The sequence below is a fragment of the Leisingera sp. M658 genome, from assembly GCF_025144145.1.
Taxonomy (GTDB): domain Bacteria; phylum Pseudomonadota; class Alphaproteobacteria; order Rhodobacterales; family Rhodobacteraceae; genus Leisingera.
The window spans coordinates 547,755-566,007 of sequence record NZ_CP083546.1; the positions used below are offsets into that span (position 1 = coordinate 547,755).

An 18,253-nucleotide genomic window follows, 5' to 3' on the forward strand; every position below is an offset into this window, starting at 1 on the left:
GCCCCTTGGCCGCCTTGGGCCCGGCGCCGCGCTGGTGCGCGGCGGGGAGCGCCCGGCAGAAATGTTGCATTTTGTTGCAGGTTATTGCGGGCAATGGCTGGTCAGCCTGCGCTAGGGCTGCTGGCGTTACGCAGCAGCCAGTCGCGGACCCGCTCGATCCGGCTGGTGCCCGTCTTGGCCTGGGGTGTCAGCAGATAATAGGCGCTGGCGGGTGTGCAGCGGTGCGGATGGGCCTGGATCAGGGTGCCCTCGGACAGCTCCCGGCGCACCAGCAGCTCCGGAAGAATGGCAACGCCATGGCCGTATTTCACCGCGTCGATCAGCATCTCGAACTGGCTGAACAACGGCCCGGTGGGACAGGCGGTAAGGCTCCCGGTCTGATCCTCGAACCAAATCTGCCAGCTAAGCGGCCGGGTGCTGTGCTGCAGGGCTGGAAATTCCAGAAGCCCGGCGGCGGATTGCAGCGGGCCATCCAGCAGATCCGGTGCTGCAACAGCAATCAGGGTCTCTGGCATCAGCAGATCCGCGCGAAAGCCCGGCCAGGGCGGATCGCCCTGCACGATGGCCAGATCCACCAGGCTGGGGTCCACCTGGCTATTGTCCAGATAGGTGATGGTATTGATTGTCAGCCGCGGCTGCGCCTGTGCCAGCGTTGCTAGGCGCGGCATCAGCCAGCGGCTGCCCAGTGTCGGGTAGGTGCCTATATTGAGCGCGCCATATGGGTTGTCGCGGGTGCGCAAGCGGTAAAAGGTGGCCTCCAGCGCTTCCAATTGCGGTGCCAGCTCCTCCTGCAGCATCCGTCCGGCACCGCTGAGCTGCACCCGCTGGCGTTCACGCTTGAACAGGGTTTGCCCGGTCAGCACCTCCAGGCTTTGGATCTGGCGGCTGAAGGCGCTTTGCGACAGGTTCATCTCCCGCGCTCCTCCGGCAAAGCTGCCGGCCCGGGCGGCAGCCTCGAAACACAGGAGGGCAGAGGTGGGCGGGATCTTGCGGCGCATGGCCCGCACTCTGCCATATGTTGCAATTTTTGCAATATGTATTGCAATAGCCCGGCTTTTTTCCGGCTTCTTGGCCTGCCAGTATCGCATTCAAAGCATCACCCCTTGCAATCAGCACAAAGAATGGGAGCGCGCGACATGAGTTTTGAACCGCAGATCAACGACGCCGATGTGCAGGCTGTCACCAGGGCCATGGGCGCCATGCCGGATTCTGCATCAGTGGCGGAGTTTGTGCCCGGACCGGGCATCCAGCGGCTGGAGCTGAAGTTTGACATCGAAAAGCTGCAGGAAGCGCTGGAGGAGTGCCTGAAGCGCGAGGCCTTTATGGGCGGCTTGCAGGACCAGGGCTTTGCCGCGCTGCCGCTGACCCAGCGGCCGGGCCAGACCGAATGGACCGCCAATGACCTGTCGGGCCGCTACTGGCTGCGCGCCGACACCCGCTATGTCGAAGAGCCGCGCGAGGATCTGGTGCCGGAAGTGGATTTTTCCGAATTCAATCCCAAATTCGCAGGCACCTATTTCGAGCATGTGCACGCAGAGCTGGCCAAGCGGTTTCCGATCGGGCGCACGCGGGTGCTGTCCAAGGGGCTGTACAATTGCAACTCCTGGCACCGCGACCCGGAGCCGCGGCTGCATATTCCGGTGGTCTCCAATCCCGGCTCATTGTTCATCGTGAATCATCACGTCACGCATCTGCCGGCCGATGGTTCGGTCTATTTCACCGATACCCGCGGCTATCACACTGCGCTGAACGGCGGCGAGACCCGGCGGGTGCATATCGTGGCGGCGCTGGCCTATGATCAGGTGACGGAATGAGCCAATACGCAGGATTGGCAGGTGCGGGCGCCAATGCGGCCCTTTGCGATCTGCGCAGCGATACGCTGACGCGGCCCGATACGGGCATGATGCGGGCGATCCAGGCGGCGGAGCTGGGCGATGACGTTTATGGTGAAGATCCCCAGGTGAACCGGCTGGAGGCCGTGCTGGCCGAGCGGCTTGGCAAGGAGGCGGCGCTGTTCCTGCCCTCCGGCACCATGAGCAACCTGGCCGGCCTCTTGGCCCATTGCCAGCGCGGCGAGGAGATCATCCTGGGCGCGGGTTATCACGTCTATGCCTATGAGGCCGCGGGGGCCTCGGTGCTGGGCGGGATATCGCTGTGCCCGGTGCCGGTGCGGGACGATGGCGCGCTGGACCCGGAGGTGATTGCCGGGGCGGTCAAGGCGGATGACAGCCATCTGGCCGTGAGCCGTCTGCTGTCGCTGGAGAACACCCATAATGGGCTTGCAGTGCCCCTGGCGGATATGGCGGCGGCGGCGGCGGCGGGCCGGACGGCGGGGCTGGCGGTGCATCTGGACGGCGCGCGGTTCTTTAATGCGACGGTGGCGCTGGGGTGTTCGGAAGCGGCGCTGGCCGGGCTGATGGATACGGTCTCCATCTGCCTTTCCAAAGGGCTGGGCACGCCGGCCGGGTCGGTTTTGGCGGGGCCTGCAGACCTGATTGCCAAGGCGCGGCGCTGGCGCAAGATGCTGGGCGGCGGCATGCGGCAGGCAGGCGTGCTGGCGGCGGCGGCGCTTTACGCGCTGGAGCACAACGTGGCGCGGCTGGCGCAGGACCATGACCGCGCGGCGGAACTGGCGGATGTGCTGCGCGGTTTGGGGGCGGGAGAGGTTTCCCTGGCCACCAACATGGTGTTCTTCACGCCAAAGGAAGGGCGCAATGATGCGTTGCGGATGCATTTGGCATCTGAGGGCGTTGTAATCGGTGGCGGCAGTTCCGGCGCCATCCGCATGGTGCTGCACAAAGATGTGGATAACGGCGCATTGGACCGCGCGGTGCAAGGGCTAAAGAGTTTCTACGGCTGAAATCAAAGGCGGGCGTGGCTCCGGAAAATTCGAATTTCCGGCCAAAATTCTTTGAAGAATTTTGCGCCCGGCTGCACCGTCAGATTTCCTTCCGCGCCCTGAGCGCTGCAGAGATCGTGCCGTCATCCAGATAGTCCAGCTCACCGCCGATCGGCACGCCCTGCGCCAGCGAGGTGAGCCTGACCTGCCCCTGCAGCTGGTCGGCGATGTAATGCGCCGTGGTCTGGCCGTCGATGGTGGCGTTCAGCGCCAGGATCACCTCGCTGATACCTTCGGTTGCAACCCGGTCCGCGAGCCGCGGGATACGCAGATCTTCCGGACCCACCGCGTCCAGCGCCGACAGGGTTCCGCCCAGCACGTGGTAGCGGCCCTTGAAGTCGCCTGAGCGCTCCATCGCCCAAAGGTCGGCCACATCCTCGACCACGCACAGCTCGCCATTGGCGCGTTCCGGGTCGGTGCAAAGCGGGCAGATCTCGCTGGTGCCGATATTGCCGCAGTTGAGGCATTCGCGCGCGGTGGCGGCGACCTCGGTCATCACATCGGCCAGGGGTGTCAGCAGCAGCGCCCGCTTGCGGATCAGATGCAGCACCGCACGGCGGGCGGACCGCGGGCCGAGCCCTGGCAGCTTGGCCATCAGGGCAATCAGGTCTTCGATATCGCTGGTGGAATTTCTGATCATGCCCCGGGCCTTTGTGTGCTTTGCCATATAGGCTGATTGCAGCAGGAAAGCGCAAGGGCAGGGCTGCAAAATGTTCGGGGTTTGTTTTGCCTCGGCACCTGCCAGGGTAAGGGCAATTGAGTTGGCGGGCGGCAGGGCGTATCTGTTGCAGCACATCTTGCGCAGGAAGGAAAAGGGGCGGCAATGGGACGGCAGGACAACACCCGACACCCGGTGCGTTTTGCCCGGCTGACCGGGATCGCGCCGCTGGAGATTGCCCGCCACATGTCAGATCCGCGGATGGCAGAGCATATGCCGCTGCTGACAGGCCCCTGGGACGAAGAAACTGCCAGAGCCTTTGTTGCCTCCAAGGAGAACTGCTGGCAAAGGGATGGCCTGGGTCATTGGGCGTTTGTGCAGCAGGGCCGGTATCTTGGCTGGGGCGGGTTTCAGAAAGAGGGCGAGGAATGGGATTTCGGGCTGGTATTGCGGCCCGGCTGTTTTGGGCTGGGCCCGGCCATTGCCCGGCAAGCGCTGGCGTTTGCCCGCCGCGATCCACGCATCCCTTATGTGACTTTCCTGCTGCCGCCGACGCGGCGCCATCTGCGGCCGCTGGCACGGCTGGGCGCGGTGCAGACCGATGAAGTGCTGCATGAGGGGCAGCGTTTTCTGAAATTCCGGTTGGAAACAGCTTGAACGAGGCAAAGAAAAAGGCGGCTCCTGACGGGCCGCCTTTAGGTCGGTAAAGCTGGCAGCGCTTAGAACGGCAGCTTGATGTCCTTGGGCAGACCCATGCTTTCGGTCAGCTTGGCCATCTCTTCCTGCGCTTTTTCCGCAGCCTTGGCCTGGGCGTCCTTGATCGCGGCCAGGATCAGGTCCTCGACCACTTCCTTGTCATCGCCATTGAAGATCGACGGGTCAATATCCAGGCCTTTGAGGTCACCCTTGGCGGAGGCCGTGGCCTTGACCAGACCGGCGCCGGCCTCGCCCGTCACCATCACATTGTGCAGCTCCTCCTGCATCTGGGCCATTTTGCCCTGCAGTTCCTGTGCCGATTTCATCATCTTGGCCATATCGCCAAGGCCGCCGAGGCCTTTGAGCATCTGTCATCTCCTGAGATTCCGGTTCGGGGCACAGATACGGGCCGCGAGGGCGTGAAACAAGGGGAGGATTGCCTTGGTGCCGGAGTTTAGCACCCTTCCGCCCGGACGGCAGGCCGGGCAGCGCCTGACCTTCCCCCTGGGATGGCGCTATCGCTCCCACCCAAGGTCAGGCGATGGCCTGGATTTCTTATGTCACCCGTCCTCGAACGGGTCCCATTCATCCTCCACCTCGGGCAGGGCCTCGGCGGCGACTTCAGCGGCCAGCTCCTGCGCGGTGCGGATGCGTTTGATCTTTGCCTTGGGGAAGCTTTCCAGCACCGCCTGCACCAGCGGATGGGCGGCGGCTTTCTCGCGCAGGGCGTTTTCAGCTGCGTCTCGGACTTCGGCAATGGTGGCCGCGTCGCCGTCGGGCGCGATGGAGACCACCCAGCGCGCACCGGTCCAGTTTTGCAGCGCCGTGCCAAGCCGCGCCGCCAAATCGCGCGGCGCCTGCGAGGACGGGGTGAATTCGATCCGTCCCGGCTGGTAGGAGACCAGGCGCACGCCGCCCTCGACCTCGACCAGCAGTTTCACATCGCGGTTGGTGCGGATCAGCTCGACCACATGTTCAAAGGACGGATAGCGCGCCAGTGCTGAGCTGACCTGCGGCGCCAGTGCCGCCATAGTGCCGCCGCCGCCATGCGCCACCGGCGCGCCGCCTGCGGGACCAGGTTGGCCGCCATAACCGGCGGGCGCGTTGCCGCCTCCGCCGCCCAGAGCCGGGCCGCCCATGCCCTGCATAGGCACTCCGCCGCCAGGGCCATTCGGCGGCGGCGGCGGGGTGTCCTGCAGCTTACGGATCAGTTCTTCGGGTGAGGGCAGGTCGGCCACATGGGTCAGCCGGATCACCGCCATCTCGGCGGCCATCATCGCATTGGGGGCTGCGGCGACTTCCTCCAGCGCCTTCAGCAGCATCTGCCACATGCGGGTGAGGACGCGCATCGCCAGCGCATCCGCCATCGCTCTGCCGCGGGCACGTTCATCCGGGCTGACGGTCGGGTCCTCGGCGGCATCCGGCGTGATCTTAACCACCGAGACCCAATGGGTGATCTCGGCCAGGTCGCGCAGCACCGCCAGCGGGTCGGCGCCTTCGGCATACTGGCCACTGAGTTCGGTCAATGCAGCCGCCGCATCGCCGCGCAGGATCATGTCCATCAGGTCCAGCACCCGGCCCCGGTCGGCCAGACCCAGCATAGCGCGCACCTGATCGGCAGAGGTTTCACCCGCGCCATGGGAAATCGCCTGATCCAGCAGCGAGGTAGCGTCGCGGGCGGAACCTTCGGCGGCGCGGGTGATCAGCGCCAGCGCGTCCTCGGCGATCCGGGCGTTTTCAGCGCCGGCAATCTTTTGCAGCAGCGCGATCATCACTTCGGGTTCAATGCGGCGCAAATCAAACCGCTGGCAGCGCGACAGCACCGTCACCGGCACCTTGCGGATCTCGGTGGTGGCAAAGATGAACTTCACATGCGCGGGCGGTTCCTCCAGCGTCTTCAGCAGCGCATTGAAGGCGCTGGTCGACAGCATGTGAACTTCGTCAATGATGTAGATCTTGTAGCGGGCCGAGGCGGCGCGGTACTGCACGCTGTCGATGATCTCGCGGATGTCGTTGACGCCGGTGCGCGACGCCGCGTCCATCTCCATCACGTCGACATGGCGGCCTTCCATGATCGCGGTGCAATGCTCGCACTGGCCGCACGGATCGGTGGTGGGGCCGCCCTGGCCGTCCGCACCAATGCAGTTCATGCCCTTGGCGATAATCCGCGCGGTGGTGGTTTTGCCGGTGCCGCGGATGCCGGTCATAATAAAGGCCTGGGCAATCCGGTCAGCGGCAAAGGCGTTTTTCAGCGTCCGCACCATGGCGTCCTGCCCCACCAGATCGGCAAAGGTTTCGGGCCGGTATTTGCGGGCCAGAACCTGATATTGGGATTGGCCGGATGCGCCGGAAGTGCCGCTGGGGGTATCGTTCATGATGTCTCGTGCCGGATTCGGGATGCGGGGTGTTTCGCGTTGCGCGCAGGGTATTGAAGCGCGGCCCGTTCGTCCACCGCCGATGGGGCTGGCACGGGGCCGCAAAAGAGCTTTGGGATTGCCCGCTTAACGCTTAGGCTGCGAAGGCAGGGGACTGCGGGGGAAATGCAGGAACGCAGCGGCTAAGGAGGCGGTATGCGATCTGAGGATATCCCGGAACCTGCGGCGCAGGACGGCGCGGCGCCGGCGGGCCTGACCATCCACGCGCTGTCAGCAGGCGGCGGCATTCTGGCGCTATGCCCGCTGCCCGGGGCGGGAGGCGATTACCGCAATGACCTGATCCAGATCTATCAGTGGAGGCCGGGGCTGGTCATCTCAATGACCACCGAGGCCGAGCACGCAGCCGCAGATGTGCCGCGGCTAGGGATTGATATTCAAAGCATGGCCTGCCGCTGGCTGCACCTGCCGGTGCCGGATTTCCAGGTGCCGCCGCCCGCTGTGGCGGCAAAATGGGCGGCGGCCAGCACGTCCGCACGGCAAGCACTGTCCGGCGGCGGCCGGGTGCTGGTGCATTGCAGGGGCGGCTGCGGGCGCTCCGGCATGGCGGTGCTGCGGCTGATGATCGAATGCGGCGAAGCCCCGGCGCAGGCGCTGACCCGGCTGCGCGCTGTACGGCCCTGCGCGGTCGAGACGGAGGAGCAGCTGGATTGGGCCTGTGCCGGTGCGCAGGCTGCCGGGCCGTGACCAGCGCCGCCACTGGGGCTAGTCGAAGCTCAGATCAAAACCTCTACCGATGATAAAAGGCGCCCGGAAGTTTTCGCCATGAAAATAGTAAAGCCCCTGCTCCGCATCTTTCACAATGGCATAGCAGCCCCATTCCGGTGTGTTCCATAATCCGGACCAGCTGGAGCAGTACTGGCCGTCTTCGATTTTATAACGTGCTTCCGAAGGGGCGGCGTCGCCTTGCTTGATCCAGAGCGTCAGTCCGGACTCCGAGAAATACTGGCGGGTATGGCTGTCGAAATGCAGCCCTTCAATCGTCTTCCCGGTCAGCAGGTCTATGATCTCCTCGGTGGACAGCGGCTGTTCGGCGGCGGCAAATGTTGCGTAGGCACTCATGACAGCGCAGGCCGGCAGAAAGGTCTTAAACATTGGCAATCCCCTTGCATTAAGTCTGAATACCGGGAATTGCCTAGAGCCGATCCGGCGGACGGGCCAGTCTGATGCCGAACACATTTGTGTCAGCCGGATATGTTTCGGGCCGCAGGGAACCGCGCCAGCCCGTTCGGGTTGCGGATCACAGTGCCATCATCCGTTCTGCTTCCCGCGCGTTCACCGTTTTCGGCAGCGCCTCCATCAGCGCGCAGGGACGGGTGTCCAGCTTTGACGCGGCAAAACCGGTTCCGTCGCGGCTGAGGATGGCATCGGCAAAGCGGTCCAGCCCCTCGCGCGGCGCCTCTTCACCCACACCGCAATACAGCCGGATCCGGTCATGGCCGGCGGCAAACTGCGCCGGGCAGCTGCGCGGGCAGCCGTCCAGTGCGGTGGTGCCGGTGATCTCGAAATCGTCTTGCGTCAGCGGTTTTGCCTTGGTCATCGCCTCGGCAAGTTTGGTGATCATCCGCTGTGCCGCGGGGCAGGGGCGCCCCAAATACTTGCAATCTGTTGCCGCATAGAAATGCGTCTGGTCGGTCCACATCATATCTGCGCCCTCCGCGCGTGGCACGGGGGTCATGGGGACAAGAGACCGGATGAAAGACGGATCACAGCCGCCGCAGCCATCAGACCCTGTCCGGACACCCCGCCCGGGTTCGAGTTACACGTCTGATGGCAGGTCTCCTGACTTGCGGGTCGATGCTTTCCCGATCCTTCCCGGCCTCGTTTCGAGGGCCAGTGGCTCTATCGGGGTCGCTCGCCGCTTACAGTTGCGGGGGCAGTCTCGGACTGGGCCAGCTTGCGCAGGCCGCACCGTGTTCCCTTTTCATCCCGGACACAAGATTCTGTGGCACGGGAACCATCAGCACAAGCGGTAGCGGTTAGGTGCCCGAGTCGTCAATTGTTTTTCTGCATCTGCAAATACAGTCCCCGGATCACATCCGAGTCGCGCCGCACCCGGGCCAGCTGCCAGCCGCCCTGCAGCAGGATGTAGAAATTCTCCGCCGCCGCGCGGGCCTCAGGTTCGGGCAGGCCCAGGCGGCGGGCGTGGCGGGTGGTTTCAGTAATCCAGCCCTCGAACAGATGCGCGGCGTGCTGGTGGAACGCCTCGTTCTCCGGCCCTTCGAACAGGGTAGCCGAAACCGGGCAGCCGCTCCATTTGCCTTGTTTGTCAAACAGCTTGGCCAGTTTGTAACAGACCGTCTTGGCCCCCTCCCGGAAGGTGGGCGCCGGGGCAAAGGACGCGTCAATCAGCAGCAGCATCTGCCCTGACGCCCAATCCGCTGCGGCCAGGGCCAGGTCGGATTTGCCACTGGGGAAATGGTGATAAAGCGAGCCCTTAGGCGCCCCCGCCTCAGCCAGCAGTTCCGCCAGCCCGGTGCCGCTGTAGCCCTTGTTGCGGAACAGGCCGGCAGCGGCGCGGATCAGCCGCTCGCGGGTTGGGGGCAGGCTGGTCCCACCTGCCTTGGCTGTCGTTACGTCATTCATGGCGGCAACTTGACAGCATTGGACCGATTGGTCCAGAGATGAATTAGACCAATCGGTCTAGATCAATCGGCTCAGGAGGCTGCCATGCTGGACAAAAGCGCAGAACATACCGCGGTTATCCGCGAGGAGGCCCTGCGGTTTGCATCTGGCACCCACATGCTGGCCGGGCGGCTGTACCACCCTGCGGGGCCGGTGCGGGCAGCAGTGGTGCTGAATGGCGCAACCGGGGTGCCGCAGCGCTATTACCGGCATTTCGCGCGCTGGCTGGCAGCAGAGCAGCAAATGGCCTGCCTGACCTATGACTACCGGGATTTCGGAGACTCGGCGCGGGGCCATCCGCGCCATTCCGACGTGACAATGGTTCAATGGGCGCTGGAGGATCAGCCAGCTGCCAGGGCCGAACTGCAACGGCACTATGCGGGCGTGCCGTTGTGGGTGATCGGCCATTCGCTGGGGGCAATGCTGATGCCCCTGCAGGATGGCCTGAAGGACGTCGCCCGCATGATCGTGGTTGCGGGCGGCTTGGTGCATCACCACGATCATCCCTGGCCCTACCGCGCGCTGGCGCTGGCTTTCTGGTTCGGCCATGTGCCGCCATTGGTCCGTGCCTTGGGCTATCTGCCCGGGCGCGCGGTGGGGTTCGGGGCCGATTTGCCTGCCGGGGTCTACTGGCAGTGGCGGCGCTGGTGCACCACGCCCGGCGGCTACTTGCCGGAAACCGGCTTGGCCTTGCCGCGGCCCAAATGGGCAGGCACCGGCGTGCCGGTGGATCTGTATGCGATGGCGGATGACGATGTTGTGCCGCCCGCGGCCGTTTGGCGGCTGGGGGACGTCTTTGGCGATGTGCCGCAGCGGCGGACGGTGCTGGTGCCGCAGGAGGCGGGCGTGCAGAAGATCGGCCACCTGGGCGCCTTTGCCCGCGCCAATGCTGCCCTGTGGCCGCGGCTGCTGCCGCCGCAATAGCACGGCGCCCCGCCAAACCTTGGGATCAGGCGGTGCGGTTCAGCCGTTCCTCGGTGATCCGGGCATAGTCGGCCAGCCGCAGCTTGAACCGGCGGGTGAGGTTGCTGCGGGCCAGTTTCAGCGATTGCACCAGCAGCCGGCCGGTCAGGGTGGTCGGCGCCAGTTTCAATTGCACCGACATCCGGGTCCGCCGCGGCGACAGCGCCAGCAGCTCAACCTCAAGCTGGCCGTCCAGGCCGCTGCCGCTGCCCGTCAGCGCCAGCCCGGTGACCGGGGTATAAGACGCCAGCGTCAGCCGGATATCGCGCTGCTTGCCGCGAAACCGAAAGCCGATATTCCAGGCCAGGCCGTTTTCCGGTTGGGCGGTGTCGCCGGTCCGCTGCACGTCGATGCCGCGCCGCAGGGCCGAGCGCTCCAGCAGTCCGAAATCGGAGACCGCGCCAAAGACGTCGGCAATCGGGGCTTCGATATCTTCTTTGCTTTGAAATTCCATGCGCGCCTGCTTTGGTTGCGCTGCCGTGCCGGCGCGCCGTTTTCGGCAATATGCTATTTAGTCCAGGGTGTCCGCAAGCCAGTTCTTGAGCAGAAAATGCGCAATTGCCCCCTGACGTGACGGCTTTAGAACCGGGTGTTCGCCGGCAAAGACCGTCATCATGTCCTGGCGGCTGACCCACAGCGCGTCTTCGATCTCAGCCGGGTCGATGGTGATTTCCGTGCTCAGCGCCTCGCCCGCGCAGCCGAACATCAGCGACATCGGAAAGGCCCAGGGCTGGCTCGACAGGTAGCTGACCGGCCCGACCTGCACGCCGGTTTCTTCAAATGTTTCGCGGCGCACGGCTGCTTCCAGCGTCTCACCCGGTTCGACAAAACCTGCCAGCAGCGAATACATCCCCTCCGGCCAGCCGGGCGAGCGGCCCATCAGCACAGCATCGCCATGGGTGATCAGCATGATCACCACCGGGTCGGTGCGCGGGAAATGCGGTGCCTTGCAGCTGGGGCAGATCCGCTGCCAGCCTGCCTGCGCCAAATCGCTGGGCGCGCCGCAAGCTGCGCAAAACCGGTGGCTGCGGTGCCAGGCCAGCAGCGCCTTGGCAGTGGCGGCCAGTTCCGCCTCCAGTGGTGTGAGGCAGGTCATCACCCGGCGCAGCTCGGCAAAGAATTGGGACGCGGGCAGATCAGGGTGCTGCTGCTCGCTGGCATCGGCAAAACTGCTGAGCGCTTCCTGATCCAGGTCTTCGGGCTGCCAGCCGCTGATATCGCAGGCAAAGCACGGCGCGCCGCCGGGTGCCAGGCCAAGAAACAATGCGGCATCCTTGCAGCCAGCGGCCAGCGGATGCGCCGGATCGGTCCAGCCCAGCCCACAAGGCAGATCCGCATCCGTTTCGCGCCGGGTCAGCGGCTTGCCGCGCCACATCAGCAGCACCTGGGCCTCCGCGCTGTTCCAGGCCGCTTCCAGCGCTGCGGTATCCGTACGCAGATGGGCCGCCCGCTCCAGCCCGCCGCCGCCGAATGTCACTTGTTCTGCGTGTTTCATTGCGGCTCTCCTTTGGCTGGCTGCGGTTTCTTTTGGGTGCCATGGATGAAATAGCGCCATCCATGGCAGCGTGCCGCAGGCGTTGCCAGCAATCGGCAGCGATCTGCGCTTGCCTGTCACTGCACCGCCACACCTGGCGGGCGGGAATTGCGGCTTTTCACTGCTGGGCAGGGCGCGCCGGCCCCTTTGAAGCCTCGGCAGCAGGAAAAAATCAAATGCAGCAAAAAGGGTTCTTTGCAAATCGTTAAAACGCTGATTCAAATAGCCGCAAAACAAGAACGGCACTAAATGGTGCGGGAAGGAGCAGCAGCAGGCAGTGTCAGCGGAATATCGGACATGACAAGCGGGGCGCGCACCTCGCAATCCCGGGCCACCACCGGGCTGCTGCACGTGCTGGCCACAACGGACCTGCACTGCAATCTGCTGAGCCATGATTATTATGCCGACCGCCCGGACGGGGCTATCGGCCTGTCCCGCGCTGCCACCTTGATCAACCGCGCGCGGGCTGAGGCTGACCGCCTGGGCGCGGCCTGCCTTCTGGTCGATAACGGCGACGGCTTCCAGGGGTCGCCGCTGGGGGACATCGTGCCGGGCGCCAAAGGCCTCCATCCTTTGGCACGCGCATTCCGGTTTTTGAAATATGATGCCGTTGGTCTTGGCAATCATGACTTTGATTTCGGCCTGGAGGCGCTGGCAGGCGTCCTGAAAGACGTGCCATGTCCGGTGCTGTGCTCAAGCCTGACGGCGCGGCAGCCGGATCTTCGGCTGCCATTTGTACCCTGGGCGGTGCTGGAGCGGGCGGTGCCTGGCTGCCCCGGTTTGCCACCGGTCCGGATCGGGCTGTTTTCGGTGCTGCCGCCGCAGACCCTGATCTGGTGCGGCAAGGCGTTGCAGCAGCAACTCGCCGCGGGCGGCATCGTTGAAACCGCCGCGGCCCAGGCCCGGCAGCTAAAGGCCCAGGGCTGCGATCTGGTGCTGGCGCTGGCGCATACGGGAATTGACAGTAACGCCGGGGCGGGCCGCGGCGAAAATGAACTGGAGCAGCTTGCCGCACTGACGGAAATTGATGCCGTTGTGGGCGGCCACACGCATCTGACGCTGCCGGATGCCGCGCATCCCTTTGCCAAACCCGTCGTGATGCCCGGAGCGCATGGCTCGCATCTGGGTATTCTGAAGCTGAAACTGGAGCATCACAGCGGGGCCTGGCGGCCTGCCGGCGGCTCGGCCAGCCTGCAGCCGGCGGGCCGCCACCGGGAAGCCGGGGCAGCCCAGCCGCTGGTGCCGGAGGACCCTGGTTTTACGGAGGCGCTGGCAGAAGACCACGCGCGCACTTTGCAACGTATGCGCCAGCCCGCGGGCTACAGCTCGGTTGCGATGCATTCCTATTTTACTTTCTTCGCGCCGGATCGCGGCCTGGCACTGGTGGGCAGCGCCCAGGCTGCTGCGGTGCGGCCGTTGCTTGAGAGTGCCGCCGGAAAAAGCCTGCCGCTGCTGTCGGCTGTTGCACCGTGCAAATTCGGTGGCCGCTCCGGGCCGCATTTTTATACCGACATTGCGGCCGGGGATCTCTGTGCCCGCAATATCGCTGATCTGCAGGTCTTCCCCAATGAGTTGCGGGTGGTCGAGGTCACCGGTGCTCAGCTGCTGGACTGGCTGGAAATGTCGGCAGGGCTGTTCAGCCGGATCACGCCGGGCAGCTCAGGGCAGCTGCTGGCCGACCCGCAGCGGGCAGGGCATAATTTCGATGTGATTTTCGGGCTGAGTTATCAGATAGACCCAGTCCAGCCGCCACGGTTCTCGGCAGCGGGCGTGCGGATCAATCCCAGCGCCCGGCGGATCCGGAACCTGTGCTGGAACGGCCGGCCGGTGGAGCCTGCCCAGCATTTTGCGGTTGCGGCCAACAGCTACCGGGTCAGCGGCGGCGGCAGCTTCAGCATGCTGCGCGAGGCCAAAGAACTGCCGCTGCCGCCGATGCGGATCCGCCAGGCAATCCGCGACTATATAGCCGGGCGGCTGCCCGCCGATCCGCTGGCAGAGGCACCCTATCCCTGGCAACTGGCGCCGGTGCCCGGCTCCCGCGCGGTTGCCGTTACCGGGCCGGGCGCCATCGGGTATCTGGAGGAACTGCCTGCCGGGCTGGCCGAACCGCTAGGGCACAGCAGTGGCGGCTTTCTGGAATTGCAGCTGCAGCTTTAAAACGCAGAAGGCAGGGCAGGCGGGGCACTTGCCATTCCCGGCGGCGGCGCTTATATCGGGATTCGAGAGGTTGGCGCGGGCAGGCGCCTCGCCAACCTGGTCAGATCCGGAAGGAAGCAGCCACAACGAGCCCCGCTTGGGTCGATGTCCAGCCTCTCACTTTATCCCGCACAGAAGAATTGCAAGGTGGTTCTCCCGCCCGCTCCGGCGCAATCAAAGATTGCTCCGCGGCCGTTGGGCCGGGCGCCGCGCTGACGCGCGGCGGGGTGCCGCTTCTTTCTGGTTTGAAATACCCCGGGGTGAATTGGCCGTAAGGCCAAGAGGGGCAGCGCCCCGCCCCGCCCCGTTTCGTGCCTCAGAATCTGCCGTTGTTCGCGGGATAGACGCCGAGGATTTCCACATTGGTGGTGAAATAGCTCAGCTCATCCATTGCCAGCTGCACATTGGGATCTTCCGGGTGGCCTTCGATGTCCGCATAAAACTGCGTCGCGGTGAAGGATCCATCGACCATATAGCTTTCCAGCTTGGTCATGTTGATGCCGTTGGTGGCAAATCCGCCCATCGCCTTGTAAAGCGCCGCCGGAATGTTGCGGACCTGGAATACAAAGCTGGTGATCATGCTGTGGGCGCCGCGGCGGCGGAAATCCGGCTCCGGCGACATGATCAGGAAACGGGTGGTGTTGTCGCCGTTGTCCTCGATATGGCGGGCCAGCACCTCCAGCCCGTAGATCTCGCCCGCCAATTCGCTGGCCAGCGCCGCCACATGCTTATCTCCGGCTTCCGCCACATCCCGCGCCGCGCGGGCGTTGTCGGGGCTGATCCGGCCGGTGATGCTGTGCTCGCGCAGAAAAGTCCCGCATTGCGGCAGCAGCACCAGATGTGATTTCGCCTCGCGGATGTCTTCCAGCCGGGCGCCCGGCACCCCCAGCACATTGATATGCACCCGCACAAAGGCCTCGTCGATAATGTGCAGCCCGCTGTGCGGCAGCAGCCGGTGAATATCGGCCACCCGGCCGTAGGTGGAATTCTCCACCGGCAGCATCGCCTGTTCGGCTTCGCCGCTTTTGACCGCTGCAATCACGTCTTCAAAGGTGCGGCAAGGCAGCACCTCCAGATCACGCCGGGCATTGCGGCAGGCTTCGTGGCTGTAGGAGCCGAGCTCCCCCTGAATGGCGATTTTGCGGCTCATGGGTGTGTTCCCCGTGCAAAACTTCAAGAATTGGGCGTTTCGTCGCGCTGTCTATACCTTGCCACTTTGAAGGGGAAGCCTTAGACAGCCACGCAGACAGCTAAATGGACCCGCGATTCATGTTTGACACAATGACCCTTACCAAAGCGACCGCAGGCGTCTGCGGCGCGTTCCTGGTTCTCCTGCTGGGCAAATGGGCCGCCAGCGGCCTGTATCACATGGACAGCCACGGTGAGGCCGCCTATGTGATCGAAGTCGCCTCGGCTGATGCCGCAGCCAGCGATGAGCCGGAAGTCAGCTTTGAAGAGCTGATGGCCTCTGCCGACGTTGCCAAAGGCGCCAAAGTTTTCAAGAAATGCTCTGCCTGCCACAAGCTGGAAGACGGCGCCAACTCGACCGGCCCGTATCTGTACGGCGTTGTCGGCCGCGACATCGCAGCGGCCCCGGGCTTTGGCTACTCGGGCGCCCTGACCGGCCTGGACGGCGACTGGACCGCCGAGGCACTGGACGCCTTCCTGGCCAAGCCGTCGGCCTATGCCGCGGGCACCACCATGTCGTTCTCCGGCCTGAAAAAGCAAAATGACCGGGTGAACCTCATCGCCTATCTGGACAGCCTCGACGGCTGATCCGGACTTCTGTCCAAGCTATCCAATTGAAAAAGCCGCTGCAGATTTGCAGCGGCTTTTTTGATGCGGGTATGAACCGGACCGCCTTAGGCCGGGTTGTTTTCCCGGTAATAGGCCAGCGCATCGCGCTCCTGGCCGTCTGGCAGGATGCAGACGCCGATAGTGCCCGCTTTGCCGCTGCGCAGCACATAACTGCCGCCGGTCTGCACGCAATACGCCTCTTCCGGGCTGCTGTAGACCACTTCCTCTTCCTGCTGGGCACAGGCGCTGAGCGCGGCAGCCCCGGCAACCGCAAGGGCGGCAAGTTTCATTGACTTCGGCATCGGCAAACTCCCTCGTTATATAACGCAATCGTGATGCGAGGCTGGCAGGCAATTTTATTGCGTGCAAGCGCCGCCTGGAAAAAGCGTGCCTTTCGGCTGCTTTGTGCCAAGAGAGCCGGGGATATCACTTAATCTCAACTTGAATGTTACCGCCCCCGGCCATTAGCTTGGCAGCAGAAATCCGGGCCGAAGTTCCGGGCAAAGGAGGTCATGGCAGATGAACACCGCTCGAGCCGCGGCGCGCGTGCGCGCAAAAGAAAGGGCGACTCCGCTGCAGGCTGCGGCGGCACTGGCTCCGCTACTGATACTGGGGCTTTTCCTGGCATTGGCTGCGGCGACGCTGGTCAGGGCGGAAGAGACTGTCATCAAGGCGCATGGTTTTGCCGAATTCGGCGAGTTGAAATACCCGCAAGGCTTTGCCCGTTTCGACTACGTGAACCCTGAGGCCCCCAAGGGCGGTGAATTGTCGATCTCTGCCGTTGGCACCTTTGACAGCATGAACCCCTATACCCGCAATGGCCGTGCCGGGGCATTGTCCTCGAACCAGTTCGAAAGCCTGCTGGTGGAATCCTATGATGAACCGGGTTCCTACTACGGGCTGATCGCCGAAAGCCTGGAATATCCTGAAAGCCAGGACTGGGTGATCTTCAACTTGCGTCCCGAAGCGACGTTTTCTGACGGCAGCCCGGTCACCGCTGATGACGTGGTGTTTTCCCACAATATCCTGTTGGACCAAGGGTTGAAATCTTATGCCGAGGCGGTGCGCAAACGCATCCCCAAGGCGGAAGCACTGGACCAGCACCGGATTAAATTTCATTTCTCCCCGGATTTTCCCCGCCGGGCGATGATCACCCAGGTCGGCGGCACGCCGGTGTTCTCCAAAGCCTGGTTCGAGGCCGACCCTGAAAACCGCCGCCTGGATGAGCCGCGGCTGGATCCGGGTATCGGCTCCGGCCCGTATGTGCTGGAAAGCGCCGAGGTGAACCAGCGCATCACCTACCGCCGCAACCCGGATTATTGGGGCGCAGGTCTGAACGTGAACATCGGCCGACACAACTATGACCGCATCCGGATCGAGTATTTCGGCGACGCGATCGCCGCGATGGAGGGCTTCAAGGCCGGCGTCTATACCCTGCGCCCTGAGAACAACTCGAAAAGCTGGGCAACATCTTATGACTTTGCGGCGGTGGACAAGGGCCAGGTGATCAAGGGCGAATTTCCCGACGGCAACGTGCCATCCGCCAATGGCTTTGTGATGAACCTGCTGCGCCCCAAGTTCCAGGACATACGCGTCCGCGAGGCGCTGCAGCTAGCGTTCAACTTTGAATGGACCAATGAAAGCCTGCAATACGGGCTGTTCCGCCACCGCTCTTCCTTCTGGCAGGATTCGCCGCTGCAGGCGGAAGGTCTGCCCGAGGGCCGTGAGAAAGAAGTTCTGGAGGCGCTTGGCGATCAGATCGACCCTGCGCTGCTGACGTCGGAACCGGTGATGGCGCACACATCCAAGGCGTCGCGTCCCGGCGACCGCAAGAACCTGCGCCGCGCCATGAAGCTGCTGGATGAGGCCGGCTGGGCCGTCGGCGATGACGGGTTGCGCCGCAATGCAGACGGCGACGTGCTCAAGCTGGAGTTTCTGGCCGACAGCCCGACCATTGAACGCATCGTGCAGCCCTATGCCACCAACCTGCGCACCATGGGGGTCGATGCGGTGGTGAACCGGGTCGATTACGCGCAATACACCAGCCGCCGCCGGGAAAAGGAGTTTGACATGATCTCCTCAGCCTACCGGATGTCGCTGGAGCCTTCGACCGGCCTTTACCAGTATTTCGGCTCCGAGGCGCATGAATATTCGGTGTTCAACCCGGCAGGGCTGGCGGACCCGGCGGTGGATGCGCTGATCGGCAATATCGTCAACGCCAAGACGCAAGATGACCTGCGCGCCAATGCCCGCGCGCTGGACCGGGTGCTGCGCGCCAAGCGGTTCATGGTGCCGGCCTGGTATCTGGATGACAGCTGGATCGCCTATTGGGACATGTACCGCCAGCCGGACAACTTGCCGCCCTATGACACCGGCATGCTGGACCTGTGGTGGATTGATGCGTCCCGCGAGGCCGAGCTCAAAGCCGCCGGCGCGCTGCGGTAAGACAGAGA

Annotated in this window: 19 protein-coding genes, 1 other RNA gene and 1 riboswitch; of the genes, 9 read left to right on the plus strand and 11 right to left on the minus strand. The window is 64.1% G+C overall.

Features of this window, described 5'->3' with window-relative positions; genetic code table 11:
* Positions 1-101 precede the first annotated feature (101 nt).
* Positions 102-998: a LysR substrate-binding domain-containing protein gene (locus tag K3724_RS02825; protein ID WP_259989884.1), complete on the minus strand. Its 897-nt coding sequence runs from the start codon at positions 996-998 to the stop codon at positions 102-104.
* A gap of 138 nt (positions 999-1,136) precedes the next feature.
* On the opposite strand from K3724_RS02825, the gene K3724_RS02830 reads away from it, so the two are divergent.
* Positions 1,137-1,814: a hypothetical protein gene (locus K3724_RS02830; RefSeq protein WP_259989886.1), complete on the plus strand. Its 678-nt coding sequence runs from the start codon at positions 1,137-1,139 to the stop codon at positions 1,812-1,814.
* Entirely contained in the window at positions 1,811-2,860 is a 1,050-nt protein-coding gene (gene ltaE / locus K3724_RS02835) for a low-specificity L-threonine aldolase (protein ID WP_259989888.1), read from the plus strand. The genes K3724_RS02830 and ltaE overlap by 4 nt, the downstream gene beginning before the upstream one ends.
* A 79-nt stretch (positions 2,861-2,939) precedes the next feature.
* Here the strand turns inward: ltaE and recR are convergent, their stop codons facing one another.
* A complete protein-coding gene (gene recR / locus K3724_RS02840; protein ID WP_129369737.1) occupies positions 2,940-3,539 on the minus strand; it encodes a recombination mediator RecR in 600 nt (199 codons plus the stop codon).
* 183 nt (positions 3,540-3,722) lie between these two features.
* Here recR and K3724_RS02845 point away from each other — a divergent pair, with 183 nt between their 5' ends.
* Positions 3,723-4,214: a GNAT family N-acetyltransferase gene (locus K3724_RS02845; protein ID WP_259989890.1), complete on the plus strand. Its 492-nt coding sequence runs from the start codon at positions 3,723-3,725 to the stop codon at positions 4,212-4,214.
* A gap of 62 nt (positions 4,215-4,276) precedes the next feature.
* On the opposite strand, the gene K3724_RS02850 is transcribed toward K3724_RS02845, so the two are convergent.
* A complete protein-coding gene (locus K3724_RS02850; RefSeq protein WP_024088825.1) occupies positions 4,277-4,621 on the minus strand; it encodes a YbaB/EbfC family nucleoid-associated protein in 345 nt (114 codons plus the stop codon).
* Positions 4,622-4,813: 192 nt separating this feature from the next.
* The gene (locus tag K3724_RS02855) at positions 4,814-6,628 is read right to left on the minus strand and encodes a DNA polymerase III subunit gamma/tau (RefSeq protein WP_259989893.1); all 1,815 of its coding nucleotides are present in this window, start codon (positions 6,626-6,628) and stop codon (positions 4,814-4,816) included.
* Between the two features lie 195 nt (positions 6,629-6,823).
* Here K3724_RS02855 and K3724_RS02860 point away from each other — a divergent pair, with 195 nt between their 5' ends.
* Positions 6,824-7,372: a protein-tyrosine phosphatase family protein gene (locus K3724_RS02860; protein ID WP_259989895.1), complete on the plus strand. Its 549-nt coding sequence runs from the start codon at positions 6,824-6,826 to the stop codon at positions 7,370-7,372.
* A gap of 18 nt (positions 7,373-7,390) precedes the next feature.
* On the opposite strand, the gene K3724_RS02865 is transcribed toward K3724_RS02860, so the two are convergent.
* From K3724_RS02865 to K3724_RS02875, 3 genes are all read right to left on the minus strand, one after another.
* Positions 7,391-7,780 carry a hypothetical protein gene (locus tag K3724_RS02865; RefSeq protein ID WP_259989897.1) on the minus strand — a complete coding sequence of 130 codons (390 nt, stop codon included), beginning with the start codon at positions 7,778-7,780 and terminating at the stop codon, positions 7,391-7,393.
* Between the two features lie 145 nt (positions 7,781-7,925).
* The gene (locus K3724_RS02870) at positions 7,926-8,330 is read right to left on the minus strand and encodes a hypothetical protein (RefSeq protein ID WP_259989899.1); all 405 of its coding nucleotides are present in this window, start codon (positions 8,328-8,330) and stop codon (positions 7,926-7,928) included.
* Between the two features lie 109 nt (positions 8,331-8,439).
* A riboswitch (cobalamin riboswitch) is annotated at positions 8,440-8,662 on the minus strand.
* 18 nt (positions 8,663-8,680) lie between these two features.
* Entirely contained in the window at positions 8,681-9,271 is a 591-nt protein-coding gene (locus tag K3724_RS02875) for a TetR/AcrR family transcriptional regulator (protein ID WP_259989901.1), read from the minus strand.
* 84 nt (positions 9,272-9,355) lie between these two features.
* Between K3724_RS02875 and K3724_RS02880 the strand changes: the two genes are divergently transcribed.
* Positions 9,356-10,234, plus strand: a complete 879-nt coding sequence (locus K3724_RS02880) for a serine aminopeptidase domain-containing protein (protein WP_259989903.1) — start codon at positions 9,356-9,358, stop codon at positions 10,232-10,234.
* A gap of 25 nt (positions 10,235-10,259) precedes the next feature.
* Here K3724_RS02880 and K3724_RS02885 read toward each other — a convergent pair whose 3' ends face one another.
* A complete protein-coding gene (locus K3724_RS02885; protein WP_259989905.1) occupies positions 10,260-10,727 on the minus strand; it encodes an SRPBCC family protein in 468 nt (155 codons plus the stop codon).
* 57 nt (positions 10,728-10,784) lie between these two features.
* Positions 10,785-11,768 (minus strand): NAD(+) diphosphatase, encoded by a 984-nt coding sequence (gene nudC / locus K3724_RS02890; protein ID WP_259989907.1) that lies wholly within the window; start codon positions 11,766-11,768, stop codon positions 10,785-10,787.
* A gap of 336 nt (positions 11,769-12,104) precedes the next feature.
* Here nudC and K3724_RS02895 point away from each other — a divergent pair, with 336 nt between their 5' ends.
* Both K3724_RS02895 and ffs read left to right on the plus strand, forming a co-directional pair.
* Positions 12,105-13,964: a 5'-nucleotidase C-terminal domain-containing protein gene (locus K3724_RS02895; protein WP_259989909.1), complete on the plus strand. Its 1,860-nt coding sequence runs from the start codon at positions 12,105-12,107 to the stop codon at positions 13,962-13,964.
* A 63-nt stretch (positions 13,965-14,027) separates the two neighbouring features.
* Positions 14,028-14,126: signal recognition particle sRNA small type (ffs, locus tag K3724_RS02900), an RNA gene on the plus strand.
* 193 nt (positions 14,127-14,319) lie between these two features.
* On the opposite strand, the gene K3724_RS02905 is transcribed toward ffs, so the two are convergent.
* Positions 14,320-15,153, minus strand: a complete 834-nt coding sequence (locus K3724_RS02905; protein ID WP_259989911.1) for a prephenate dehydratase — start codon at positions 15,151-15,153, stop codon at positions 14,320-14,322.
* Positions 15,154-15,272: 119 nt separating this feature from the next.
* On the opposite strand from K3724_RS02905, the gene K3724_RS02910 reads away from it, so the two are divergent.
* On the plus strand, positions 15,273-15,779 hold the full coding sequence (locus K3724_RS02910; RefSeq protein ID WP_259989913.1) for a cytochrome c family protein: 507 nt from the start codon (positions 15,273-15,275) through the stop codon (positions 15,777-15,779).
* 86 nt (positions 15,780-15,865) lie between these two features.
* Here K3724_RS02910 and K3724_RS02915 read toward each other — a convergent pair whose 3' ends face one another.
* A complete protein-coding gene (locus K3724_RS02915; RefSeq protein WP_247676989.1) occupies positions 15,866-16,090 on the minus strand; it encodes a DUF333 domain-containing protein in 225 nt (74 codons plus the stop codon).
* Positions 16,091-16,319: 229 nt separating this feature from the next.
* Here K3724_RS02915 and K3724_RS02920 point away from each other — a divergent pair, with 229 nt between their 5' ends.
* Complete coding sequence (locus tag K3724_RS02920; RefSeq protein WP_259989918.1) at positions 16,320-18,245, plus strand: extracellular solute-binding protein; 1,926 nt, start codon at positions 16,320-16,322, stop codon at positions 18,243-18,245.
* The last annotated feature ends 8 nt before the right edge of the window (positions 18,246-18,253 follow it).